This is a genomic window from Streptococcus pseudoporcinus LQ 940-04, from assembly GCF_000188035.1.
In the GTDB taxonomy this organism is placed as follows: Bacteria; Bacillota; Bacilli; order Lactobacillales; family Streptococcaceae; genus Streptococcus; species Streptococcus pseudoporcinus.
Genome location: NZ_AEUY02000005.1, coordinates 933,359 through 957,822, shown reverse-complemented (window position 1 = coordinate 957,822; position 24,464 = coordinate 933,359). Strand labels below are relative to the sequence as shown.

Annotated in this window: 22 protein-coding genes; 10 read left to right on the top strand and 12 right to left on the bottom strand. The window is 38.4% G+C overall.

Translation table 11 applies throughout. The features are described from left to right. Positions 1-33 precede the first annotated feature (33 nt). A complete protein-coding gene (uvrA, locus tag STRPS_RS06040; protein ID WP_007892169.1) occupies positions 34-2,859 on the bottom strand; it encodes an excinuclease ABC subunit UvrA in 2,826 nt (941 codons plus the stop codon). A 219-nt stretch (positions 2,860-3,078) separates the two neighbouring features. Here uvrA and STRPS_RS06035 point away from each other — a divergent pair, with 219 nt between their 5' ends. Together STRPS_RS06035 and STRPS_RS06030 are read left to right on the top strand one after the other, a co-directional pair. After that, on the top strand, positions 3,079-4,023 hold the full coding sequence (locus tag STRPS_RS06035) for a magnesium transporter CorA family protein (protein ID WP_007892119.1): 945 nt from the start codon (positions 3,079-3,081) through the stop codon (positions 4,021-4,023). Between the two features lie 122 nt (positions 4,024-4,145). Beyond that, on the top strand, positions 4,146-4,814 hold the full coding sequence (locus STRPS_RS06030; RefSeq protein WP_007892078.1) for a DUF1129 domain-containing protein: 669 nt from the start codon (positions 4,146-4,148) through the stop codon (positions 4,812-4,814). Positions 4,815-5,228: 414 nt separating this feature from the next. Here the strand turns inward: STRPS_RS06030 and rpsR are convergent, their stop codons facing one another. From rpsR to rpsF, 3 genes are all read right to left on the bottom strand, one after another. Beyond that, entirely contained in the window at positions 5,229-5,468 is a 240-nt protein-coding gene (gene rpsR / locus STRPS_RS06025; protein WP_002983142.1) for a 30S ribosomal protein S18, read from the bottom strand. 141 nt (positions 5,469-5,609) lie between these two features. Further along, positions 5,610-6,101 carry a single-stranded DNA-binding protein gene (locus tag STRPS_RS06020; protein WP_007892149.1) on the bottom strand — a complete coding sequence of 164 codons (492 nt, stop codon included), beginning with the start codon at positions 6,099-6,101 and terminating at the stop codon, positions 5,610-5,612. Positions 6,102-6,124: 23 nt separating this feature from the next. Further along, positions 6,125-6,415 carry a 30S ribosomal protein S6 gene (gene rpsF / locus STRPS_RS06015; RefSeq protein WP_003084800.1) on the bottom strand — a complete coding sequence of 97 codons (291 nt, stop codon included), beginning with the start codon at positions 6,413-6,415 and terminating at the stop codon, positions 6,125-6,127. Between the two features lie 657 nt (positions 6,416-7,072). Between rpsF and mutY the strand changes: the two genes are divergently transcribed. After that, complete coding sequence (mutY, locus tag STRPS_RS06010) at positions 7,073-8,215, top strand: A/G-specific adenine glycosylase (protein ID WP_007892115.1); 1,143 nt, start codon at positions 7,073-7,075, stop codon at positions 8,213-8,215. A gap of 223 nt (positions 8,216-8,438) precedes the next feature. Here mutY and tnpA read toward each other — a convergent pair whose 3' ends face one another. The 5 genes from tnpA to STRPS_RS05985 all read right to left on the bottom strand — a co-directional run bounded on the left by tnpA (position 8,439) and on the right by STRPS_RS05985 (position 12,770). After that, positions 8,439-8,894: an IS200/IS605 family transposase gene (gene tnpA, locus STRPS_RS06005; RefSeq protein WP_007896461.1), complete on the bottom strand. Its 456-nt coding sequence runs from the start codon at positions 8,892-8,894 to the stop codon at positions 8,439-8,441. 184 nt (positions 8,895-9,078) lie between these two features. Then, on the bottom strand, positions 9,079-9,393 hold the full coding sequence (gene trxA, locus STRPS_RS06000) for a thioredoxin (protein WP_007892545.1): 315 nt from the start codon (positions 9,391-9,393) through the stop codon (positions 9,079-9,081). A gap of 117 nt (positions 9,394-9,510) precedes the next feature. Further along, a complete protein-coding gene (locus STRPS_RS05995; protein ID WP_007892282.1) occupies positions 9,511-11,844 on the bottom strand; it encodes an endonuclease MutS2 in 2,334 nt (777 codons plus the stop codon). Between the two features lie 69 nt (positions 11,845-11,913). Beyond that, positions 11,914-12,459 (bottom strand): CvpA family protein, encoded by a 546-nt coding sequence (locus STRPS_RS05990; RefSeq protein WP_007892519.1) that lies wholly within the window; start codon positions 12,457-12,459, stop codon positions 11,914-11,916. 2 nt (positions 12,460-12,461) lie between these two features. Next, positions 12,462-12,770: a hypothetical protein gene (locus STRPS_RS05985; RefSeq protein ID WP_003084886.1), complete on the bottom strand. Its 309-nt coding sequence runs from the start codon at positions 12,768-12,770 to the stop codon at positions 12,462-12,464. 118 nt (positions 12,771-12,888) lie between these two features. Here STRPS_RS05985 and rnhC point away from each other — a divergent pair, with 118 nt between their 5' ends. The 4 genes from rnhC to STRPS_RS05965 all read left to right on the top strand — a co-directional run bounded on the left by rnhC (position 12,889) and on the right by STRPS_RS05965 (position 17,438). Next, positions 12,889-13,806, top strand: coding sequence for a ribonuclease HIII (rnhC, locus tag STRPS_RS10745; protein ID WP_007892288.1), 918 nt, complete (start codon positions 12,889-12,891; stop codon positions 13,804-13,806). A gap of 15 nt (positions 13,807-13,821) precedes the next feature. Then, the gene (gene lepB / locus STRPS_RS10740; protein ID WP_007892477.1) at positions 13,822-14,415 is read left to right on the top strand and encodes a signal peptidase I; all 594 of its coding nucleotides are present in this window, start codon (positions 13,822-13,824) and stop codon (positions 14,413-14,415) included. Between the two features lie 51 nt (positions 14,416-14,466). Next, on the top strand, positions 14,467-16,884 hold the full coding sequence (gene recD2, locus STRPS_RS05970; protein WP_007892298.1) for an SF1B family DNA helicase RecD2: 2,418 nt from the start codon (positions 14,467-14,469) through the stop codon (positions 16,882-16,884). Positions 16,885-16,964: 80 nt separating this feature from the next. After that, positions 16,965-17,438 (top strand): hypothetical protein, encoded by a 474-nt coding sequence (locus tag STRPS_RS05965; RefSeq protein WP_007892394.1) that lies wholly within the window; start codon positions 16,965-16,967, stop codon positions 17,436-17,438. A 29-nt stretch (positions 17,439-17,467) separates the two neighbouring features. Here the strand turns inward: STRPS_RS05965 and dinB are convergent, their stop codons facing one another. Then, positions 17,468-18,562, bottom strand: a complete 1,095-nt coding sequence (gene dinB / locus STRPS_RS05960) for a DNA polymerase IV (protein ID WP_007892352.1) — start codon at positions 18,560-18,562, stop codon at positions 17,468-17,470. Positions 18,563-18,770: 208 nt separating this feature from the next. Here dinB and pflB point away from each other — a divergent pair, with 208 nt between their 5' ends. Further along, complete coding sequence (pflB, locus tag STRPS_RS05955) at positions 18,771-21,098, top strand: formate C-acetyltransferase (protein ID WP_007892399.1); 2,328 nt, start codon at positions 18,771-18,773, stop codon at positions 21,096-21,098. A gap of 60 nt (positions 21,099-21,158) precedes the next feature. Next, positions 21,159-21,596 carry a GNAT family N-acetyltransferase gene (locus STRPS_RS05950; protein WP_007892245.1) on the top strand — a complete coding sequence of 146 codons (438 nt, stop codon included), beginning with the start codon at positions 21,159-21,161 and terminating at the stop codon, positions 21,594-21,596. Between the two features lie 164 nt (positions 21,597-21,760). Here STRPS_RS05950 and STRPS_RS05945 read toward each other — a convergent pair whose 3' ends face one another. Both STRPS_RS05945 and STRPS_RS05940 read right to left on the bottom strand, forming a co-directional pair. After that, positions 21,761-22,693, bottom strand: a complete 933-nt coding sequence (locus tag STRPS_RS05945; RefSeq protein ID WP_007896482.1) for a serine hydrolase domain-containing protein — start codon at positions 22,691-22,693, stop codon at positions 21,761-21,763. Next, on the bottom strand, positions 22,690-23,442 hold the full coding sequence (locus STRPS_RS05940) for a CppA family protein (RefSeq protein ID WP_007892597.1): 753 nt from the start codon (positions 23,440-23,442) through the stop codon (positions 22,690-22,692). The genes STRPS_RS05945 and STRPS_RS05940 overlap by 4 nt, the downstream gene beginning before the upstream one ends. A gap of 114 nt (positions 23,443-23,556) precedes the next feature. On the opposite strand from STRPS_RS05940, the gene STRPS_RS05935 reads away from it, so the two are divergent. Further along, positions 23,557-24,453, top strand: a complete 897-nt coding sequence (locus STRPS_RS05935; RefSeq protein WP_007892346.1) for a sulfite exporter TauE/SafE family protein — start codon at positions 23,557-23,559, stop codon at positions 24,451-24,453. The last annotated feature ends 11 nt before the right edge of the window (positions 24,454-24,464 follow it).

Genomic DNA, 24,464 nt, shown 5'->3' with positions numbered 1-24,464 from the left:
GGTTCTAAAAAATCCGGTAGGAAACCGGATTTTTTACTGTAATTTCGTTTTCAAATAATGTCCTGTGTAACTTCCCTTAACCTTAGCTACCTCTTCTGGCGTGCCAGTGGCAATAACCTGACCACCCCCAACACCACCTTCGGGACCCAGATCAATGATATGATCTGCTGACTTAATAACATCCAAGTTATGCTCAATAACTAAAACAGTGTTGCCATCATCAACAAATCGTTCCAACACTGTTAGCAATCGTGCAATATCATCAGTGTGCAAGCCTGTTGTCGGCTCATCTAAGATATAAAGGCTCTTTCCTGTTGAACGTTTATGAAGTTCACTGGCTAATTTCATGCGTTGTGCTTCCCCACCCGATAGTGTCGTAGCAGGTTGACCCAAGGTTACATAACCCAATCCGACATCTTTAATGGTTTGAATCTTACGGGCAATTTTAGGAATAGCTGCAAAGAAGTCTAAAGCATCATCTACAGTCATGTCTAAAATCTCGGCAATATTTTTTTCTTTGTAATGAACTTCTAAGGTTTCAGAATTGTAACGACGTCCATGGCAGACTTCACATGGAACATAAACGTCAGGTAGAAAATGCATTTCAATTTTAATAATGCCATCTCCTGAACAGGCTTCACAACGGCCACCTTTGACATTAAATGAGAAGCGGCCTTTCTTGTAGCCACGAATTTTAGCTTCGTTGGTTTGAGCAAAGAGATCTCGGATATCATCGAAAACACCTGTATAAGTTGCTGGATTTGATCGAGGAGTTCTTCCAATTGGGCTTTGATCAATATCAATCAAACGATCAATATATTCAATTCCTTCAAAGGATTGATGTTTACCAGGTTTCTCGGAATTCCGATTGAGATTTTGAGCCACCACTTTTTTCAAAATACTATTAATCAGTGTTGATTTTCCAGAGCCGGATACCCCTGTTACAGCAATAAATTTTCCTAGCGGAAAACGCACATCAATGTTCTGTAAATTATGCTCACTTGCTCCTTTGATTTCTAGAAAACGGCCGTTTCCTCGGCGTCGTTCTGAAGGTACAGGGATAGCTTTTTTACCAGATAAATATTGGCCAGTAATGGATTTTTTATTCTTAGCAACTTGTTTTGGTGTTCCAGAGGCAATGATTTGGCCGCCAAATTCACCTGCTCCAGGACCTACATCAATCAACCAATCTGCCTGCATCATGGTGTCTTCATCATGCTCTACAACAATCAATGTATTACCTAAATCACGCATTTTTTTCAAGCTATCAATTAGGCGATCATTATCACGCTGATGCAGACCAATTGAAGGCTCATCAAGAATATAAAGGACACCTGATAAGTTGGAACCAATTTGCGTTGCGAGACGAATGCGTTGACTTTCCCCTCCCGACAAGGTCCCCGAAGCACGAGAAAGAGTTAGATAGTTTAAACCAACATTATTTAAAAAGGTTAAACGATCATGAATCTCTTTAAGAATCGGTTTAGCAATAGTGCTCTCATTTTCAGAGAGGATTAGCCCCTCCAAAAGCTCCAAGTGATCAGCAATAGATAGCTCTGAAATTTGACCAATGTGTGGTCCATCTTGACCACCAACCCGAACACATAAGGCTTGATCATTTAGACGATAGCCGTGACAAGTTGTACAGGTTAAGGCGTTCATATAAGCCCTCATCACATTTCGAGTATACTCACTATTTGTTTCATGGTAACGACGATTAATGTTTGCTACGACACCTTCAAAAGGGATGTCAATGTTACGTTCCCCACCAAAATCATTAACATAATGAAAATGAAATTCACGGTCACCTGACCCGTACAAAATTAAATCCTTATCAGTTTCAGATAACTCTTGATAAGGTTTATCCATATCAACTCCAAAGGTAGTCATGGCCTGCTCGAGCATCGTTGGGTAATAATTAGATGAAATTGGATTCCAAGGAGCAAGTGCCCCTTCACGGAGTGTTTTACTAGGATCAGGAACAACCAAATCTAAATCTACTTCTAATTTAATCCCTAACCCATCACAAGTTGGACAAGAGCCAAATGGTGCATTGAAAGAGAAAAGACGAGGTTCTAATTCTGGGACAGTAAAGCCACAAATCGGGCAAGAATAGTGTTCTGAAAATTGTAGTTCATGCCCATCCATCGTGTCAATAATCAGATAACCATCTCCCAGTCGTAAAGCGGCTTCAATGGAATCAAACAGACGGCTACGAATACCTTCTTTGTTGACCAACCGGTCAATAACAACTTCTATATCATGCATTTTGCTTTTAGATAATTCGGGAACTTCCGAGATATCATAAATATCACCATCAACTCGAACCCGAACATAACCATCTTTTTGAATTTTTTCAAAAACTGTTTTATGTTGTCCCTTCTTACGACGAACAATTGGAGACAAAATCTGCATCCTTGTCCGTTCTGGCAAATCTAAAACTTGTTCCACGATTTGCTCAACAGATGAAGCGGTTATCGCACCATGCCCATTGATACAGTAGGGAGTTCCTACCCGTGCATATAAAAGCCTTAAATAGTCATTAATTTCAGTGACAGTACCAACTGTCGAACGTGGATTTTTACTGGTCGTTTTTTGGTCAATAGAAATAGCCGGGCTGAGACCATCAATCGAGTCAACATCCGGTTTTTCCATATTACCTAAAAATTGCCGGGCATAGGCCGATAAGCTCTCCACATAGCGACGCTGCCCTTCCGCGTAAATAGTGTCGAAAGCTAGACTAGACTTCCCTGATCCAGACAATCCAGTTACGACGACAAGTTTGTCCCTAGGAATCTCCACATCTATATTTTTTAAATTGTGAGCTCGTGCTCCATGAATAATTAACTTATCTTGCATATGGTTCTCAACCAATCTTCTTTCTGATAACAATTTTCTATATTATAACAAAATTTTCTAATATTCAGTTGTCCCAAACTTGATCATTTATAGTATAATAGGTTAGTATTAATTATAATTAGGGGTATTATGTGTTACCATTTGTTTTCATAGATTTTCAAGTGTTTTTCACATCAACTTCCTAAGCTAATAGACTATTATTAAAAAGGAGGGCTTGTCATGAAACAAATGTTTCTTTCATCAGCAATTGAATTCAAAGAAATTGAAACATTCGAGCCAGGGGCTTGGATTAAACTGGTGAACCCCTCCCAGGAAGAGTCTATTGAAGTTGCTGATCAATTTAACATTGACATTGAAGACTTAAGAGCCCCATTAGATATTGAAGAAACTTCTCGTATCGCTGTTGAAGATGACTATACCTTAATTATCGTGGACGTTCCAACTTATGAAGAACGTAATAGCAAGAGTTATTATGTCACCGTTCCTTTGGGGATTATCGTCACTGAGCAAGCAGTGATCACAACTTGTCTTCAGGACTTAACCTTATTTGATCATTTTCATAACAAACGGGTGAAAAATTTCTTTACCTTTATGAAAACGCGGTTCGTTTTTCAAATTTTATATCGTAATGCCGAGTTATTTCTTACCGCACTCCGTACGATTGATCGGCAAAGCGATCGCTTAGAGGCACAACTTGAGAAAGCAACTCGTAATGAAGAGCTTGTCGATATGATGGAACTCGAAAAATCTATCGTCTACTTGAAAGCCTCTTTGAAATTTAATGAGCGCATCGTCAAAAAACTATCCAGTTCTACTTCTTCTTTAAAAAAATACATCGAAGATGAAGATTTACTGGAGGATACACTGATTGAGACGCAGCAGGCCATCGAAATGGCTGGTATCTATGAAAATGTCTTAAATGCTATGACTGAAACAACAGCTTCTATCATCAATAACAATCAGAATACCATCATGAAAACCTTGGCTTTAATGACCATGACTTTAGATATTCCAACTGTCATTTTCTCTGCTTATGGTATGAACTTCCAAAATAATTGGATGCCCTTTAATGACCTAGAACATGGTTTCTTTCTCATTGTTCTGATTGCTATTTTAGGATCATCTGGCGTTATCATCTATTTTCTAAGGAAGAAATGGTTTTAACCAAGTAAGTCCGAAAATGATTAAAGCAAGTCTATTACTCTAGGCCTTCTCGTTTTATTATTACATTATATGTAACGACTCTTCATAATATCACTTTATCTAGACCATTTTAAGGAGACCCCATGGATTTTCAACAGCTAACCAAAAAAAATCAAGAATTTATTCATATTGCTACTAACCGTTTAATTCAAGATGGTAAATCTGATCAAGAAATTAAAGACATTTTGGAAGAAACAGTTCCCACAATCCTCGAAAAACAAAGGCAAGGAATCCCAGCTCGTACCTTCTTAGGTGCTCCAACTGCTTGGGCAGCTTCATTTACTGAAAAACCTCGTAGCAAAGATGGTAAGACAGTGGATACTGAACCTAAAAATACAAACCCTTGGTTAATGTGGCTTGATACTTCATTAATCTTTATTGGTGTTGTTGCCCTTTTAAATGGGTTGATGACATTCTTCAACCCAGCCTCTAAAGTAAATGGAACAGGACTACTTTCCTTACTAGCCTTAGGTTTTGGTGGTGGAGCTTCTATGTATGCCACTTACCACTTTGTTTACCGTCACATGAACAAACCAAAAAACCAACGACCAGGCTGGGTTAAAATTATCGGAGCACTTGGACTGGCAATGTTAATCTGGGTAAGTCTTTATAGTGCAACTGCCTACCTACCACAATCACTTAATCCTCAGTTGCCACCTTTTGTTTTACTTATTTTAGGAGCACTTGCAATCACTCTTCGCTATTACCTGAAAAGAAAATATAATGTCCAAAATGCTATGTCAGCACGTTAACCTGACCCCTAGTTCACTACTCTACCAAAGACAGATAGGCTCTAAAACCTGTTTGTCTTTTCTTTTACCCATAATTTTACAAGAGTACTATTGCTTGACACTTTCTTTTTTGCCTAATATAAATAGCAAAAGAGTATCATCATCTAGTATAACTCTCCTCCTATTTCTAAGCCTATATAACAGCCCCTCTAACTTTGACATGTGTTTAAGATTCCTAGTAGCTATCAGTCTTAATTGGCTCTTTAATTTTTAAGCTCACGGAAAACAAAAGACCCACTGGGTCTTTCTATTTAATCTTCGTTTACGTAAGGCATAAGTGCCTTTGTTTGTATTTGATTGTATCTCATCTTTAACTTCGTTACAATCAAAATAGACTTATATATAATCAAAAAAAGACCCACTGGGTCTTTCTATTTAATCTTCGTTTACGTAAGGCATAAGTGCCATAACGCGAGCACGTTTGATTGCTGTTGTTACTTTACGTTGATTTTTAGCTGAAGTTCCTGTTACACGACGAGGAAGAATTTTCCCACGTTCTGAAACGAAACGGCTAAGAAGTTCAGTGTCTTTGTAATCAACATATTCAATTTTGTTAGCTGCGATGAAGTCAACTTTTTTACGGCGTTTGAACCCGCCACGACGTTGTTGAGCCATGATTTTTCTCCTTTATAAATTCTGATGTTTAGGGCAATTATGATTAGAAATCATCATAGAAAAAAGCTTTCTTTTAATTGATTTCTCTATCAGCAATGAGCCCGAACTCGAATAATTTCTTATCCGTACAAACCCATTCTTTTAGAATGGTAGATCGTCGTCTGAAATTTCCATTGGGTTTGAATTACCAAATGGACTTTCGTCTCGACCAAAGTTAGGTGTTTGTTGAGAAGAAGCTGAATAATTATTATTAGTTGAGGTGTTATTAAAACCACCACTATTATAAGAATTAGATGAGCCACCTTCACGTGTAGCACGGCTTTCCAACATTTGGAAATTATCCGCAACCACTTCCGTTACGTAAACACGTTGTCCTTGTTGATTTTCATAATTACGAGTCTGAATACGACCAGTAATTCCGATTAAAGCACCCTTTTTTGCCCAATTTGCTAAATTTTCAGCAGGTTGGCGCCAGATAACACAGTTAATGAAATCCGCTTCACGCTCCCCATTTTGGCTCTTAAAAGTGCGATTTACAGCAAGGGTAAAAGTAGCAACTGCTACCTGGTTTGGTGTATAACGGAGCTCTGCATCTTTGGTCATACGACCAACTAGTACTACATTATTAATCATAAACTACCTTCTTACTGCTTGTCTTAAGCGTCAAGTTTAACGATCATGTGACGAAGAATGTCGCCGTTGATTTTTGAAAGACGATCAAACTCATTAAGAGCTGTTGCTTCTTCAGATTCAACGTTAACGATATGGTAAAGTCCTTCACGGAAATCATTGATTTCGTATGCAAGACGACGTTTTTCCCAATCTTTTGATTCAACGATTGTAGCACCGTTGTCAGTTAAGATAGAGTCAAAGCGTGATACCAAAGCGTTTTTAGCTTCTTCTTCAATGTTTGGACGAATGATATAAAGAATTTCGTATTTAGCCATTGATATTTTCCTCCTTTTGGTCTAATGACCTACATCTTATGATGCAGGTAAGTGAGGGATGCTCACAGACTACTATTATACAGGAGATTTGACTTAAAATCAAGGAAAATTTGTTTTTTATTATTGCTTACTAATGCTCTCTTCTACAATCATTCAGTAAGAAATTGTATTACTCATTCCGTGAAAGAGGCGATAGTAGTTTGATTTTTAATTTGCCATTCCTTTCTATAATTTCAATGAGAGGGTTTTTAGAGGGAGCCTTATTCTTTATTTTTTATTTTGCAGTGCCTTATGGTGTTTACACTGGATTCAATCCTTAACCTATTTTAAGCAATAGGCCAACTTATCGCCATTTTTATATCTTGCTAAGGTCATAAGCCTTTCCAACTTCTCAACCTAGTATTCTTAAGTGATCGTAACAATATTAAGGATGACCTGTGACAAGTTGACGAGTCTCCATTCAATAGCGTTCTTTATTGAATTATAGCATCAGATATCTCTTTTCAAACTTGTTCATTTCTTCTATCATCTTAAGGTGACTTATACCATATATAAATTGAGATATGATTCATTTTATTATCAGCTATTTCATCTAAGGCACAATCTGCAGGGGCATCTTTTCCTTATTTTTTTAATAGTCTATGTTACAATAACAACATGATTGATTTAAAAGATTACGGCATTGATATGTGGCCAGAAGATAAAATTGCTGATTTTCGTCGTACTTTACTGAACTGGTATGACCAAGAAAAGAGGGATTTGCCTTGGCGCCGAAACAAAAATCCTTATCACATTTGGGTTTCGGAAATTATGCTGCAGCAGACTCAAGTCCAGACAGTCATTCCTTACTACCATCGTTTTCTTGACTGGTTCCCCACCGTTGCTGAATTAGCAGTGGCTGATGAAGAGCGCCTGCTCAAGGCCTGGGAAGGATTAGGTTATTACTCTCGCGTACGAAACATGCAGAAGGCTGCGCAACAAGTAATGACAGAGTTTGACGGGGTGTTCCCTTCTTCTCACGAGAATATTTCTAAATTAAAAGGAATCGGACCCTATACCGCCGGAGCTATTGCTAGCATCGCTTTTGACCTACCAGAACCTGCTGTTGATGGTAATGTGATGCGTGTCATGGCCCGCCTCTTTGAAGTGAATTATGACATTGGAGATCCTAAGAACCGCAAGATTTTCCAAGCATTGATGGACAAATTAATTGATCCCGACCGTCCTGGTGATTTCAACCAGGCTCTTATGGACTTGGGCACAGACATCGAATCCGCTAAAAACCCTAGACCAGATGAATCTCCTATTCGTTTTTTCTGCGCAGCTTATCTCCATGGAACTTACGACAAATACCCGATTAAAAAACCTAAGAAAAAACCACGTCCTATTGAAATCCAAGCTTTTATTATTCAAGACCAAGATGGGCGGTTTTTGATTGAAAAAAATGATCAAGGCCGCCTTTTAGGAGGCTTTTGGTCATTCCCAATTTTAGAGACCACCTTTATTAGCCAACAACTTGACCTTTTTTCAGATCAAGAGACCGTTTTGAAACGCTTTTCAAAAACAACTACCTTCGAAGAGAGCTACGGTTTAGCTATTGACTGGTCTTCACAAAGCTTTCCTTTAGTCAAGCATACCTTTAGTCATCAAAAATGGACCATCTTCTTAACTAAAGGAAAAGTTACTACTATATCACCAATTCACAATCGCACAGTTGCTTGGGTCTCTCGGAATGACATGGCAAACTACCCAATGGCTAGGCCGCAAAAAAAAATCCTAGAAACCTTCTTCAATACTTAAAACTAAGTTCTTTGGTTTCTTATTTCCAGCTGCAATCAAGTGCAATCCCTATTATGTTTATTTATAACAGAATCATAACCACCCGTCTAACGGGTGGTTTGGACAGGGGCTATAAGCCCACATCACCAGCCAGTGCCTAAAGACGCTGGCTTTCACTTTGTTCAAGCCTCACTGCTTTTGACTCGTCACTAGCCTCTTAAAGAGGCATTGGCATTACTTGCCATTATCCCCTAAAGGGATCTTCATATTCTTTCACACTTAACTTATCAAATGCTATGTCATGTTTTTCTTGTTCTTGTATATATTTCTTAATTGTGGCTTCATTAAGTCCAACTGTACTCACGTAATAGCCCTCTGCCCAAAAATGGCGATTGCCAAATTTGTATTTGAGATTAGCGTGCTTATCGAACATCATAAGAGCACTCTTACCCTTTAAATAGCCCATAAAACTTGATATGCTTATTCTTGGTGGAATACTGACTAACATATGGACATGGTCTGGCATCAGATGTCCTTCGATGATTTCGACACCTTTGTAACTACATAATCGACGAAAGATTTCGCCTAAACTGCTTCGATATTGATTATAGATAATTTTTAGTCTATACTTAGGTGTAAACACAATGTGATATTTACACATCCACTTTGTGTGTGATAAACTATATGCCTTTTGTGCCATATTTTTCTCCTTTCGCTTTACAATAGGCTTGAACACCTTTATTGTATCGCGTTTGGAGTTTTTTTGGTATAACCTTCGTTGCGCACCCGCATAGCGGGTGGTTTATTTGTCTCGCACCTTACGGAGCGAGACGGACTAAAAGTCACATAACTAAAAAAACTTCCCTTAATGATGGGAAGTTTTTTTATGAAAGCTCAGCTATAATAGCCTTGATTTGGTCTTTTGTGTGAACACCTGCTACTTGTTTCACAACTTGTCCATCTTTTTTGAACAAGAGTGTTGGAATAGACATAATGCCAAATTCACTGGCAGTATTTGGATTTTCATCAACGTCCATTTTAAAGATTTTGATGTCATCTTCGTCCAGCTCTTCAGATAGTTGTTCAAGAATTGGGGCCTGCATCAAGCATGGACCACACCAAGTTGCCCAGAAGTCAATAAGAACTAAACCTTCTTTTGTTTCTGATTCAAATGTCGCATCGGTAACGATTTGTGTCATGATATGTCTCCGTTTCTTCTAAATCCTATGTTTATTTTAGGGCAATTCTAACCATAAAGCAAGCATCTGCTACGACAAATCGGAAAGGCTAGATAAGACCCTTGCAATTTACTATCCTTAGCCCAAGTTAGCAATAGTGCAGCCTGAGCCACCTGCATTTTGAGGGGCATAACCAAAACTTTTGACGTGTTTATGACGACGTAGATACTTGGTTACCGCTTCACGGATGACACCTGTCCCAATTCCGTGAATAATATCTACTTGACTCATATTATTAACAAGAGCTTGGTCGATAAAAGCATCTAGTTCTTGCATAGCTTCCTCATAGCGTTTACCTCGCAAGTCCAGTCGTGCACGCGGTCCACTGCTAGTGCTTCGTTTAATGACATTCAGAGTTTGTTTTTTCGGTTTTTGACTCTCCTCAGCAACCTTAACTAGTTGAAATTCTTCTTCATTTAAAGTCATCTTAATTAAGCCAACTTGTGCTTCCCATTTATCCCCTTTTACCTGCTTAAGAAGTGTTCCACGTTGCCCATAAGCAGTTACTAGTATATCGTCACCCGCCTGTGGCTGTCGTAACTTTTTAGCTTTTTTCAAGACCTTATTTTTGGTTAAATCCGTTTTAGGAACCAACTTTTTCAACTGACCTTTAGCTTCAATGATTTGATGTGGTTTTAATGCAGACGCTTCATGTAATTTTGCTAGTATCTCTTCACTCTCAGCCAAAGCCAGATTGACAATTTCTTGCGCTTCCAAGCTAGCTTTCTCGATTTCTTTGTCCTTAGCTTGGGCAAATTCATAGTAAAGCTTTTTGACTGCCCGATTGAATTTAAGGTTATCTTGCTCAACTTCTTTAATATGGTCAAGACGGTGCCGACTTTCAAGTGTCTGTTTCTCTAATTCTTCGATAATACGATTAACATCACTATCTGAATCCGTCATCTGCTCTGCTTGATTAACAATAGGATCCGCCAAGCCAAGACGACGAGCAATTTCAAAGGCATTTGAACGGCCAGGGACACCCTGCATAAAATGATAAGTGGGTTTGAGACTGCGACTGTCAAACTCCATACTGGCATTCTCAACAAACGCTGTCTCAATGCCATAGGCTTTCAATTCTGGGTAGTGAGTAGTAGCCATTGTCTTAATCTCAGTTAAACGCAACTGCTCCAAGATTGCCATCGCTAAACTCGCCCCTTCTTGTGGGTCCGTTCCCGCTCCAAGTTCATCAAAAAGAACTAAGCTGTCTTGATTTGCCTCATCTAAAATAGCGACAATATTGGTCATATGGCTTGAGAAAGTTGACAAACTCTGCTCAATAGACTGCTCATCACCAATATCTGCAAAAATCTCATTAAATACAGCAATAGTTGACCCTTGATCAGCTAAAATCGGAAGCCCCGACTGCCCCATGATTTGGGCTAAACCTAAGGTTTTTAGCATGATTGTCTTACCCCCCGTGTTTGGCCCAGTTATGACAATAACCGAAAGCTGGCGCGAGAAATGCAAATCATTAGGTACTGGATTTTTAAGTAATGGGTGACGAACATTTAAGAGTTGAATAGACTTATCCACAGAAATTTTGGGTAAACTAGCCTTATAATCTCTTAAATAACAATACTTAGCTTTTACAAAGTCTAGATGTCCAATCAACCAAGCATTATTTGTTAATGCCCGACTATGTGGTCTCAGCATATCTGACAGAGACTTTAGGATACGAGTGATTTCATGACGCTCATCCGCATGCAACTGCGTGATTTCTTCATTAAGCTGAACTAGGGCACGAGGCTCAATATAGACCGTGTTACCTGATGCTGAAATATCATGAACAACACCAGCTACTTTATGCCGATAGGTATTTTTTACCGGTAAAACACTACGACCATTCCGACTAGCAATTAAACTTTCAGAGAGAAAATTACCATATTTTTTTAAGATGTCTTGTAAGAGTTGGCGCACTTGATTTTCGCTGTCAGTCATTTTTCTTCGGATAGTTGCTAATTCTGGACTAGCGAAGCTTTCGATAAATCCGCCATCATTAATAGCTTGTAAGGAACCCTGCAACTGAGGAAAAGTTTCGACTTTTTCAAAAAGTCGCTTTAGCACGACTAAATCAACATTTTCTAACTCTTGGTAAAATCGACTAACCTCGGCTGAGATCATCAAGAGCCGCTTAATATCTAGCAGTTCTTGACTATTAAGGTCAGCTTCTAATTCTAGGCGACGGATGGGCTCGGTTAGGTCACGCAGACTTCCAATCGTGAAATGGTGATTTTCAACAAAAATTGCTGACATTTCTTGAACTTCTGTAATATAATCTTGTAACTTGCTAATTTGGGTAGTTGGTTCTAATTGTTGTAATTCAATTTTGGCCTGGTCGGTTTGCAGATAGGTTTGGAACTGCTCTTTAACTTTGGCAAATTCTAATTGTTCTAAAATTTTTCTATTCATAACTCCTATTATACCTCAACTATTGGGAAATAATGCTATGGAAAAAGACCAGACAATCCTGTTCTGGTCTTAGATGACTTGATCAATCCACAGATAGTGAATGATAGAGGTCATAGGTGGGCATTGTGTAATCAGTTGTTTAATCAGAAAGTGTCGAGACAGTTGTTCTTGAACAGTTGCCAGCGGAATTGTTGCAAGGACACTAAAAAGCATTGAAAAAGCCATAACCCCTACACAAACAGCCATAAAACCACTAAGGATTTGCCACCTTCGATCCTTAAAGTAGTCCGTAGGTAAAAAGTGAACAAAAACGCCAATAAACCGAACAAGTGTATAGGAGACCATAAAAATAAGGACAAAAGCAATACCAGCATAATACACTTTACTGAGTTCAAAGACATTGACATCTTTAAAGAAAGCCATTTTAGTTCCCTCTGTGGGATTTGAATAGGGAATCCACAAGATAAGCTGTCGGGCTAACGATTGGTAATGGTTTTTAGCTATAAAAAGCGAAAAAACAGCACCTAGAAAATAAAAAGTTTGTAAAATGATGCCTCTGCTAAAGCCAATATAAAAAAGCCATAACAAGATTAAAAGGATAAGTAGCGAAAACATCTTTATTCCTCATCCAGTGCAGCTTGATTGGTTTTCTCTTGAATACCAACAAGTGTTTTCTGACGTAACTCACTGATTTCTTTTTCTAATTTTTCAACTTCAATTTCACGACTTAGTTGTGTTGATAAAGAATTAATAGCCATCAGAATAGCTACCGTTTCGTCATCCGCTTCTGGTAATCTAGTCTTTATAGCATTGTATTTTTCTTTTGCAACGTGTTCAACTTCTTCCATAAAGAGATTGTCTTTATCAGTCGTTAAGGTCAATTGTTTTTCCCCAAAGGTAAATTTAAAACGATTATTACTTTTCATAGGTACACCCCTCATAAGCATTATACCGTAATTTCAGGCTTTCGTAAAATAACAACTTTTAAAGGGACCGGACTAAATGATTTCGCCTTGCTTCCTTTTTTATGATAAAATAACTCTTATGGAAACTATTGTTATCAAACCCACACCTACTCAAATAAAAAAATTAACTGATTTGCTTAAACCATATCAAATTAGCAAGTCAAATCCATACGTCATTTTAGCAGCAAAATACAAGTCTGTTACCTGTCTGTTATATTCATCTGGTAAACTTGTTCTTCAGGGAAGTCAGGTTGAAACGGTAGCTAACGAGTTAGGGCTTCAGTCTGATAAAAAAACAACTTCTCAAGATTCTGTTAGTCAAACTCCTAATCAAAACATTCCCTTAATTGGAAGTGACGAAGTTGGTAATGGTTCTTATTTTGGAGGGCTCGCCGTTGTAGCGAGCTACGTTGAGCCTAGTGACCATCCATATCTGAAAGAACTTGGCGTGAACGATTCTAAGACTCTTAACGACCATAAAATCAGACAGATTGCCCCTCTGTTAGAGAAGAAAATAAGACACAAAGCTCTGCTATTATCCCCCAAAAAATATAACCAGTTGGTCGGTCCCAGTAAAGCTTATAATGCGGTCTCAGTCAAAGTCGCCTTACATAATCAAGCTATTTTCTTATTACTCCAATCAGGTGTTAAACCCAGTAAAATCGTGATTGATGCCTTTACCAGTAAACAGAATTACCAAAAGCACCTAAAGAAAGAAAAAAATCAGTTTCCTAATCCTCTGTCTTTCATTGAAAAAGCTGAAGGACAATTTCTAGCAGTTGCAGTTAGTTCCATCATCGCACGTAATCTTTTTTTAGAAAATTTAGATCACCTTAGCAAAGAGTTAGGTTACCAACTCCCCAGCGGAGCTGGAAAAGCATCTGATTTGGTAGCTAGCCAGCTTATCAAAGCCTATGGCATGTCAGCTCTCGACTATAGTGCTAAGTTACATTTTGCAAACACCAATAAAGCTATAGCTTTAAGTCAAAAATCATAATTATCGAGGAAAAACATGAAAAACTTTATCAAAGAATGGGGACTCTTTATCCTCTTTATCCTTATTTTCGGAATCTCACGCCTTATCTATTGGCAACCTGTCAGAGTTGATGGCCATTCAATGGATCCCACCTTGGCCCACAATGAACGCTTAATCGTGCTACGTCATACAAAAATTAACCGTTTTGATGTGGTTGTTGCAAAAGAAGAAGAAGACGGTCAAACCAAAGAAATTGTTAAGCGAGTCATTGGACTACCTGGCGATACTATCTCTTTCAAAAACGATATTTTGTATATTAACGGCAAAGAAACTCAAGAACCTTATCTTAAAGACTATTTAGCAGCTTTCAAAGAAGATAAATTAGAGAAAACATACTCCTACAATACCCTCTTTCAAGAACTAGCCAAAAGCGCTAATGCTTTCACTGTTGATAGTTCTGGAAGAACAGAGTTCTCTATTACTGTTCCTAAGGGAGAATATTTCTTACTTGGGGACGATCGGATTGTTTCACGGGACAGCCGTGAAGTAGGAACCTTCAAAAAGACTGATTTTATTGGAAAAGTCAAACTTCGTTACTGGCCAATCAATAAATTTCATATATTTCAATAGAACTCCTGCCACCGGCAGGTTTTCTATTACCCCAATTAGAAAGGCTCTTTTATGGAATATTTTTTCTCTGGAAGCATTGATCGGATTATCTTTGAAAATGCTAGTAATTTTTTTAAAATCTTATTAGTGGAACTTGAGGATACTGACAGTGATTTTGATGATGTTGACATTATTGTAACAGGAACCATGGCTGACGTGGCTGAAGGAGAAGACTATACTTTTTGGGGCGAATTAACCCAACATCCTAAGTATGGGCAACAGGTCAAATTGACACGTTACCAAAAAAATAAACCAAGCTCATCAGGTCTCATCAAGTATTTTGCCAGCGACCATTTTAAAGGTATAGGAAAAAAGACGGCTGAAAAAATTGTCCAGCTTTATGGTGAAAACACTATTGATAAAATCTTAGAAGATCCTAGTCAGTTAGAGACAATATCTGGTCTCTCAAAAGCTAATCGGCAAGCCTTTATTACCAAATTAAAGCTCAACTACGGTACCGAACAAATCATTGCTGGCCTAGTAGCACTAGGCATTTCTAATTACTATGCCTTTCAAATTTTTGATACCTATAAAGATCAAAGCCTAGAAATGGTCAAAGAAAATCCCTATCGTCTGGTGGAAGAGATCCAAGGAATAGGGTTTAAAATGGCCGATACACTTGCTGCTGAAGTTGGAATTGCTAGTGATGCTCCAGAACGTTTCCGTGCCGCCCTTTTACACTGCTTACGGCAAGAATCCATAAATCGAGGTGATACCTACATTGAAGCCCGAGACCTGCTTGACTATGCTATTACCCTCTTAGAGGAAACACGTCAAATAGAATGTGACCCTGCTCAAGTTGCTCAAGAATTGAGTCAATTAATTGCTGACCAAAAAGTCTACAACCGTGATACCAAGATCTTTGATAGCAGTCTCTTCCTTGCTGAAGATGGCATTCAAAAGCACCTCAACCGCATACTTGCAACCCCTCTAACAAAGCAATTAGAACAAAGTCAAATTAGCGATGCCATTCAAACTATTGAAGACCAGCAAGCTATCCATTATGATCACGTCCAAAAAGAAGCTATCTCTAAAGCATTAACCAATAAAGTATTTATCCTTACTGGGGGACCTGGGACAGGAAAAACGACGGTTATCAGAGGAATCCTAGATGCCTACGCTCAGTTGCATCAGATTGACCTTGATAAAAAAGATATCCCCATTATTCTAGCTGCTCCAACGGGGCGTGCTGCCCGACGCATGAACGAATTAACGGGTTTACCTAGTGGAACAATACACCGTCACCTTGGTTTAAACGGCGATAATGATTATCAAGCCATTGAAGACTTTTTAGATTGCGACCTTATCATCATTGATGAATTTTCCATGGTGGATACTTGGTTGGCTAATCAACTACTTGCTGCCCTTGCTTCCAACACCCAAGTCATCATTGTAGGAGATAGTGATCAATTACCTTCTGTCGGCCCCGGTCAAGTCCTAGCGGACCTTTTAAAAGTAGATAGCCTCCCTCAAATTGCCTTACGTAAAATTTTTAGACAATCTGAAGACTCAACGATTGTTGAGCTGGCTAATCAAATACGTCAGGGTCATTTACCTAATGATTTCAAAGAAAAAAAGGCGGATCGTTCTTATTTTGATGCTCATGCTCAACATATACCAGAAATGATTACCAAAATTGTTACCTCTGCCATTAAGAGTGGTATTGACCCTGAGGAAATCCAAATTTTAGCACCTATGTATAAAGGCCAAGCCGGTATTAATAGTTTGAATCAATTAATGCAAAACCTCATGAATCCTCTTCAAAATCAAACCGAATTTCTCTTTAATGAAACGCGTTTTCGACTGGGAGACAAGGTCTTACATTTGGTAAACGATGCTCAATTAAATGTCTTTAACGGAGATATTGGTTACATTACCGATTTAATTCCAGCTAAATATACTGAATCAAAACAAGACGAAATTGTTATGACTTTTGACGGGAGTCAAGTGACCTATCCCCGCAATGAGTGGCTAAAAATTACTTTGGCTTATGCCATGAGTATTCATAAATCTCAAGGGAGTGAATTTCAAGTTGTTATCCTGCCTATAACACGACAATCTGGGCGCCTGCTTCAACGTAACTTAATTTATACCGCTATTACCCGCTCCAAAAGCAAATTGATAATGCTCGGTGAATACTCAGCCTTTGATTATGCCATCAAACATGTGGGTGACCGGCGTAAAACCTATTTGGTGCAGCGCTTTGACGCTCATAAAAAGGGCAACCAACCCTTACAATCCCAACAAAATCAGCTAAAGAGCTCGGCAATTTCCCCAGATAAAAGCTCAGTAATAGAGGCACCGAGGACAGCGAAGGAGTTAGCTAAGCCCCGAGAAGACTATCGCTTAACCGTTGATAATTTTCTCTCAATTGATCCAATGATTGGTCTTATCCAAGAAGATATCCTCTCTTTTTTCAAAAAAATATGATTCCATCCTATGAGTCCTTCTAAACTTATGTTATAATGAACTTGTATTACTAATAATATACAAAAGGGTTGGAGGTTTATATGATTTCATACGAAAAAGTGCGTCAGTCACTTAAAACACTCAATATTCTGATTATTGTCCTGAATGCTATTCTGGTAGTATTTTCTGTCTTCGGGCTTATCTCACTCTCGCTTATTATGAATAATGACCACCTCATTTCACAAATAGGTGCTGATCAGGCAGCCGTGTTAGAACAAGCTGTTACACCATTCTCACTATTCATTTCTATTATTGCAATTGCACTGATGATTGCTATCATTGTCTACACTGTTATTAATCAATCAAAAATAAAAAAAGTATTGGAAGTTAGTTATTTGCCTTACTACCTAGGATTTGGCCTATGCGCGGTTAATATTATTTCTACCTTATTAACTGCCCCAAACATTGTTGGTATTGTCATTCAGTTGCTCTTCCTTACCCTCTATTATTTCGCCTTTAAGAAAGCAAAAACATTAAATGAAAAAGAACATTCTAAAATAATTGAAGATATTTAAAAAAGCTTAGGGGCTGCCCCTAAGCTTTTTTAAAGTTCTAGCAATATTTCTTCATTCTTCTCCTCTAACTGGGTTAAGGTAACACCCAGCAGTCTAATCCCTAATTCCGATTCTTCTATGCTGTCATAAATGGCATTGGCCGTTTGGCTTATGATATCTAAATCACGGGTGGCCTGATTTAAACTAACACGCTTAGTCAAGGTTGTGAAATCCGCATAACGAACCTTAAGAATAACAATTTTGCCCCGTTTATGACTCTTATCCAAGGTGCTAACAACACGCTGAGCGTGTTTGGCAATTTCCGCTTTTACATCTGCTTCAGTATACAATAACTTGCTATAGGTTCGTTCACTGCCAATTGATTTTCGAATACGATCAGGCTTTACGGGTGAAGAACTAATCCCACGCGCCTTCCGATAAAGATCAAAACCAAAGCGACCAAAGTGGTCAATTAAAGTCATTTCTGATAAACCCAGTAAATCTTTTCCGTTATAGATACCCATCTCATGCAACTTCTCCACAGACTTTATTCCCACTCCGTGAAATTTTTCAATTGGGAGCTTCTCAAGGAATGGCTGAGCCTGATCTGGTAAAATAAGGGTTAAACCATGAGGCTTCTCGAAGTCACTGGCTAATTTTGCGAGGAACTTATTATAAGAGACTCCTGCTGAACAGGTCAGATGTAATTCTTTCCAAATATCATACTGGATTAGCTTGGCTATTTTGACAGCAGAAGTTAAGCCTAATTTATTTTCAGTCACATCAAGATAGGCCTCATCAATTGACATCGGTTCCACTAAATCAGTATAGCGCTTAAAAATCCGCCTAATTTCCAGGCCCACTTCGCGATATTTACCATAATTTCCTGAGATAAAGATAGCTTGTGGGCAACGCTCGTAAGCTTCTTTCGAACTCATGGCTGAATGAATACCAAAAGCTCTAGCCTCATAATTACAGGTTGAAACAACACCTCTTCCTCCGGTTTCCCGAGGGTCTTTAGCAATGACTACCGGCTTCCCTTTTAGGTCTGGATTGTCACGCATCTCCACTGCAGCAAAAAAAGCATCCATATCAATATGGATAATTTTACGAGATGTATCGTTAAGGAGCGGAAATATAAGCATGAGGTCCTCCTGCAACCATTATAACCTTAAGTGTTTAGAAAGACAAAGAAATAACAGTAATACAGATTGTTACTGTTTTCTCAAACTGTATTATAAAAGAAAAGTTAATTTGTCAAGAAATATGCTTGGGAAAACGTTTCCTTTATGTTAAACTGATTGTGTAGGTGTAACAGAACCTTTTGTTACTAGAATATTTAAGGAGAAACTTATGGCAACTGTTAAAACAAACACAGATGTTTTCGAAAAAGCTTGGGAAGGCTTTAAGGGAACAGATTGGAAAGAAAAAGCAAGTGTTTCAAGATTCGTTCAAGCAAACTACACACCTTATGATGGCGATGAAACATTCCTTGCGGGTGTCACTGAACGTTCATTAAAAATCAAAAAAATTATTGAAGACACCAAAGCCGAATACGAAGCAAGTCGCTTCCCCTTTGACACACGTCCTTCTTCAATCGCTGAAATCCCAGCTGGATTCATTGATAAAGAAAACGAATTAATTTATGGTATTCAAAATGATGAGTTGTTCAAACTGAACTTCATGCCAAAAGGTGGTATCCGTATGGCGGAAACTACTCTTAAAGAAAACGGTTATGAACCAGATCCAGCTGTTCATGAAATCTTTACTAAATACGTCACTACTGTAAATGATGGGATCTTCCGCGCCTACACTTCAAATATCCGTCGTGCGCGCCATGCTCATACCGTAACTGGTTTACCAGACGCCTATTCTCGTGGACGTATTATCGGTGTTTATGCTCGTCTTGCTCTATATGGTGCAGACTACTTAATGCAAGAAAAAGTAAATGACTGGAACGCCATTACTGAGATTGATGAAGAATCAATCCGCCTACGCGAAGAAATTAATCTGCAATACCAAGCACTTGGTGAAGTGGCTAAACTTGGGGACCTTTATGGTGTTGACGTTCGTCGTCCAGCAGAAAATGTTAAAGAAGCTATCCAATGGGTAAACATTGCTTTCATGGCTGTATGTCGTGTGATCAATGGTGCTGCAACTTCTCTTGGACGTGTGCCAATTGTCCTTGATATTTTTGCAGAACGTGACCTTGCTCGTGGAACATTTACAGAATCAGAAATCCAAGAATTTGTTGATGACTTCGTTCTTAAACTACGTACAGTGAAATTTGCTCGTACTAAAGCTTACGACGCTCTTTACTCAGGTGACCCAACATTCATCACAACTTCAATGGCTGGTATGGGTAACGATGGTCGCCACCGTGTTACTAAGATGGATTACCGTTTCTTGAATACTCTTGATAATATCGGTAACTCACCAGAGCCAAACTTGACTGTTCTTTGGACTGACAAGTTGCCAGAATCATTCCGTCGCTACTGTATGAAAATGAGCCATAAACATTCTTCTATCCAATATGAAGGTGTAACAACAATGGCCAAAGAAGGTTACGGCGAAATGTCATGTATCTCATGTTGTGTATCACCACTTGACCCTGAAAATGAAGACAAACGTCACAATATCCAATACTTTGGTGCTCGCGTAAATGTGCTTAAAGCCCTTCTTACTGGACTTAACGGTGGTTACGATGATGTTCACAGAGACTACAAAGTATTTAACGTTGTTGAACCAATCACATCAGAAATCCTTGATTATGATGAAGTTATGACTAACTTTGAAAAATCTCTTGACTGGTTGACAGACACTTATGTAGATGCCCTTAATATCATTCACTACATGACTGATAAATACAACTATGAAGCCGTTCAAATGGCTTTCCTACCTAGTCACCAACGCGCTAATATGGGATTTGGTATCTGTGGCTTCGCCAATACTGTTGATACCCTATCAGCTATTAAATATGCAACTGTTAAAACAATCCGTGACGAAAATGGTTACATCTACGACTATGAAGTCATCGGTGATTTCCCTCGTTATGGTGAAGACGATGACCGTGTAGATGATATTGCTAAGTGGTTGATGGAAGCTTACCACACTCGTCTTGCTAGTCACAAACTTTATAAGAATGCTGAAGCTTCTGTTTCTCTTCTTACAATCACTTCAAACGTCGCTTACTCTAAACAAACTGGTAACTCTCCAGTACACCGCGGTGTCTTCTTAAACGAAGATGGTACTGTAAATACAAGTAAAGTTGAATTCTTCTCACCAGGTGCTAACCCATCTAACAAAGCAAAAGGTGGCTGGTTACAAAACCTTAACTCACTTGCTAAGCTAGAATTCTCACATGCTAACGATGGTATCTCATTGACTACTCAAGTTTCACCACGTGCCTTAGGTAAAACATTTGATGAACAAGTTGATAACTTAGTTACTGTTCTTGATGGTTATTTCGAAAACGGTGGTCAACACGTCAATTTGAATGTTATGGATCTTAATGATGTTTATGATAAAATCATGGCAGGCGAAGATGTTATCGTTCGTATCTCAGGATATTGTGTTAACACTAAATACCTTACACCTGAACAAAAACAAGAATTGACACAACGTGTCTTCCACGAAGTTCTCTCAATGGATGATGCTGCTGAAGCTATTTCAGGAAAATAATTTTTGCTAAAAAGAAACAATGTCTATTGACATTGCTTCTTTTTTAGTTAAAATAGTTTTATGATTATCAAACAGACTCGAAATACCTTATCAAAAACGTACATTGACGCTGTTAAAATTCGTCAAACAGTATTTGTTGATGAACAAAAGGTACCCGCATCACTTGAGATTGATAAAGATGAAGCACATTGTCTTCACTTTACCGTATATCATGATGATGGTAGACCATGTGCAACTTGTCGTATCTTGCCAAGTAAAAATGATAACAGTGTTACCTTACAACGTATGGCCGTTTTGTGTGACTTTCGTGGCGATCAGGTAGGACAAACCTTGATGACCTATGTGATAGACTATGTTCATATCCAAGGTTTTGAAAAAATTGTTTTGCATGCTCAATTATCAGCCCAAACTTTTTACGAAAAACTTGGATTTTCACCAGTCGGAACTATTTTTGAAGAAGCTGGTATTAAACACATCACTATGGAAAAAACGATTTAAAAGAAGGCTGGACCTTTTTTGTTTTTACTTTAGAACTAGTATCTGCTATTAGACGTCCCAGGATTTACTATTTCAAAAAGATTAAAACATGACATATTTACCAATGACTAAAAAAATCCTCATATTATTGAGGATTTTTTGCTTTTTCATTAATAAGAATCTGTTCAACGATTCTCTTCAAATGCTAATCTTATAACAGCCATTAAGGCATCACGATCTTTTATCCACTTTGCTCTTTCATCTCTGTCAAAGGTACGGTTGGTGAGAAAAATAGCAGCTTCTTGCTTTTGATTATACATGATAAAAGTCCCTGTATAACCTGTATGATCCAGGTAGTCTTTATCCAAGCGCCAAGCTAACGAGCGCTCTTTTTTCTGGTCACTATAATTCTGAAAAAGCTTAGCTGAAAAGTCATCTTGCATGTAATGGTCAAGAAAGGTCTCCATATCCTTAAGGGTGGAAAAAAGCCCAGCTGATCCGGCATGATTTTCCAAAACCTTTGCTTTAGGATCATGGACAATACCATCATAAATACCTTTTACAGTCGGTACTGCACCAGCTCTTGGACCAAAACAGGTTTCATGCATACCAAAAGGCTTAAAAATATAATTAAAGAAAAGCTGATCTAAAGAATTACCTAGTAGTGTCTCCAACATAAAGCTCAGTAAGAGGAAATTGACATCAGTGTAGCGAAACGATCTATCTCTTGTCACTCTTAAGTGGTTGAGTGCCTCTTTAAGCTGAGCTGCATTAAGTTGATTCCTATTTGGGATATAGGGATCTAAACCGCTAGTATGTGTTAAAAGCTGCCGCACAGTGACCTCTTGATTGCTAAAATCAGGATAGTAAGTCTGCAAGGGCTGATCCAACTCCAAAGCTCCGCTATTGACCAAAAAAATACATAAGGTCCCAACACCTACCACCTTGGAAACACTCGCTAAATCGTAGGCTAAATTAGCTCTAACAGGCTCTTTACCATTAGTGGTTCCCAGGTAATACTCTTGCCATTTCCCCTGTTGAAAAAGGGCTAAACTCGCCCCTGGGTATAGCCCTTCAGAAATTTGCTTTTGAATAAAATCGGTAACTTTTGACATCATTTAGTAAACCAGATCTCGATAAGGCTCGGGTCAGAAACCACTAATATTTTTTCCTTAGGATCCAAATAAACACTCAGCTTCTTTTCTTCTAAAGAAGCTTTTAAGGTTGCTAAATCGTAATCATTTGGCACTTTTACTTCTAGAATCTCTAAATCCCACGTTAGATGTGGCTCAATAGCTAAGTCTGGACCTTCTTTTTCAAGGAAATCTATCCTTATTGGGAAATCACCTTCAAAAATATCTTGGTAAAAAGAACGCGACACTTGCTCGTCTAGAACATTAAGAACAATTGTTTCAAAGGTAAAATCAGTTAAACCTAGAAAGTCTTCCTCTGCTACCAGTTCAGGTAAGTCAGTAATCTCTAATTGGCTGATATCATCTTCAGCATGTAATAAGAATCGATCACCTTCTGGTGACAAGGCCTCAAAAGCATAGCCCTTAGGCCCAATAAAGAGCTTCTCAGCAGCTGCGCCATGTGCCAAGAGTTGTTCAATGGCTTTGGCATCACTGGTTTTTATGACAATGGTATTAACTTTTTTAGAACCCGCAACAGCGCGTGTTCTAACAGAAGGTGACTCTTCAATGACAAAACGTTCATTACCTGATCCAAAGGAAGTAAAAATAGCAATTGCATTTTCTTCTGAAACTAACTTTAAACCGAGGTTTTGTTGGTAAAAATCAATATTCAATTGGCGATTATTAACCCGCAAAACCGGCGTTAAAAAGACCGAATTTTCTAATATAGACATGTCTTCCTCCTAATCCTCTGTTATTATAGACGAAAATATTTTTTTTGACAAGAATTTATGTGCTAACCTGCAATAACATTGACCTCAACCCTTTTTTTAGGTAGACTATTATCTATGCATGATTATTTAATCTTACACTTCATCCAAGTGTTGCTCATACTAGCAATGTTTTTTATTTTAATAACTCTAATCCGTCACTTCCGTCAAAACAAGATCAATCCCTTTAAACGTTTTTTGACTGGCTTTTGGATTGGCCTCGTCACAGATGCTCTAGACACTTTAGGGATCGGTTCTTTTGCCACAACTACCACTTTTTTTAAAGCAACCAAACTGATTAAGGATGACAGTAAATTACCTGGAACCATGACGGCTGCACACGTTATCCCTGTTTTATTTCAGTCACTCTGCTTTATCTTTGTGGTTAAGGTGGAAGTCATCACTCTCGTTTCGATGGCTGCGGCAGCCTTTTTGGGAGCTTTCTGGGGAAGCCGTATGACAAAAAACTGGCATACGCCTACAGTTCAATTCATTTTAGGGGTCTTGTTGATCATAGCGGCTGCTATTATGGTTTTTCGGATGGTTTCTAATCCCGGTGACAATATTGTCCATTCTATGCACGGCCTACATGGTATCTGGCTTGTCTTGGGCATTTGCTTTAATTTCATTATTGGTATCTTGATGACTATGGGGTTAGGCAATTATGCTCCTGAATTAATCTTTTTTAGTTTAATGGGCTTAAGCCCCGCAGTAGCTATGCCAGTGATGATGCTAGATGCCGCTATGATTATGACTGCCTCTAGCCATCAATTTATTAAAGATGATCGTGTTTCCTGGGAAGGCTTTGCGGGTATTGTTAGCGGTGGGATTATTGGCGTCTTGCTAGCTGTCTTGTTCTTAACGCATTTACATCTAGATGCACTCAAGAAAGTGGTTGTGCTTATTGTTATAGCTACTGGAATCATGCTCATCCGCTCTTCCATAACTAAAAAAACAGAGCTCAGTCCCCACTAATCACAATAAAA

Excerpts from the sequence above, each read along its gene's own strand:
- STRPS_RS05945 (WP_007896482.1), bottom strand. The coding sequence starts at position 22,693 with ATGATGTCAAAAGTTACCGATTTTATTCAAAAGCAAATTTCTGAAGGG.
- rnhC (WP_007892288.1), top strand. The coding sequence starts at position 12,889 with ATGGAAACTATTGTTATCAAACCCACACCTACTCAAATAAAAAAATTA.
- pflB (WP_007892399.1), top strand. The coding sequence starts at position 18,771 with ATGGCAACTGTTAAAACAAACACAGATGTTTTCGAAAAAGCTTGGGAA.
- STRPS_RS05990 (WP_007892519.1), bottom strand. The coding sequence starts at position 12,459 with ATGTTTTCGCTACTTATCCTTTTAATCTTGTTATGGCTTTTTTATATT.
- uvrA (WP_007892169.1), bottom strand. The coding sequence starts at position 2,859 with ATGCAAGATAAGTTAATTATTCATGGAGCACGAGCTCACAATTTAAAA.
- STRPS_RS05935 (WP_007892346.1), top strand. The coding sequence starts at position 23,557 with ATGCATGATTATTTAATCTTACACTTCATCCAAGTGTTGCTCATACTA.
- tnpA (WP_007896461.1), bottom strand. The coding sequence starts at position 8,894 with ATGGCACAAAAGGCATATAGTTTATCACACACAAAGTGGATGTGTAAA.
- STRPS_RS06035 (WP_007892119.1), top strand. The coding sequence starts at position 3,079 with ATGAAACAAATGTTTCTTTCATCAGCAATTGAATTCAAAGAAATTGAA.
- lepB (WP_007892477.1), top strand. The coding sequence starts at position 13,822 with ATGAAAAACTTTATCAAAGAATGGGGACTCTTTATCCTCTTTATCCTT.
- STRPS_RS05950 (WP_007892245.1), top strand. The coding sequence starts at position 21,159 with ATGATTATCAAACAGACTCGAAATACCTTATCAAAAACGTACATTGAC.
- mutY (WP_007892115.1), top strand. The coding sequence starts at position 7,073 with ATGATTGATTTAAAAGATTACGGCATTGATATGTGGCCAGAAGATAAA.
- rpsR (WP_002983142.1), bottom strand. The coding sequence starts at position 5,468 with ATGGCTCAACAACGTCGTGGCGGGTTCAAACGCCGTAAAAAAGTTGAC.
- STRPS_RS06030 (WP_007892078.1), top strand. The coding sequence starts at position 4,146 with ATGGATTTTCAACAGCTAACCAAAAAAAATCAAGAATTTATTCATATT.
- recD2 (WP_007892298.1), top strand. The coding sequence starts at position 14,467 with ATGGAATATTTTTTCTCTGGAAGCATTGATCGGATTATCTTTGAAAAT.
- STRPS_RS05940 (WP_007892597.1), bottom strand. The coding sequence starts at position 23,442 with ATGTCTATATTAGAAAATTCGGTCTTTTTAACGCCGGTTTTGCGGGTT.
- STRPS_RS05995 (WP_007892282.1), bottom strand. The coding sequence starts at position 11,844 with ATGAATAGAAAAATTTTAGAACAATTAGAATTTGCCAAAGTTAAAGAG.
- trxA (WP_007892545.1), bottom strand. The coding sequence starts at position 9,393 with ATGACACAAATCGTTACCGATGCGACATTTGAATCAGAAACAAAAGAA.
- STRPS_RS05965 (WP_007892394.1), top strand. The coding sequence starts at position 16,965 with ATGATTTCATACGAAAAAGTGCGTCAGTCACTTAAAACACTCAATATT.
- STRPS_RS05985 (WP_003084886.1), bottom strand. The coding sequence starts at position 12,770 with ATGAAAAGTAATAATCGTTTTAAATTTACCTTTGGGGAAAAACAATTG.
- rpsF (WP_003084800.1), bottom strand. The coding sequence starts at position 6,415 with ATGGCTAAATACGAAATTCTTTATATCATTCGTCCAAACATTGAAGAA.
- dinB (WP_007892352.1), bottom strand. The coding sequence starts at position 18,562 with ATGCTTATATTTCCGCTCCTTAACGATACATCTCGTAAAATTATCCAT.
- STRPS_RS06020 (WP_007892149.1), bottom strand. The coding sequence starts at position 6,101 with ATGATTAATAATGTAGTACTAGTTGGTCGTATGACCAAAGATGCAGAG.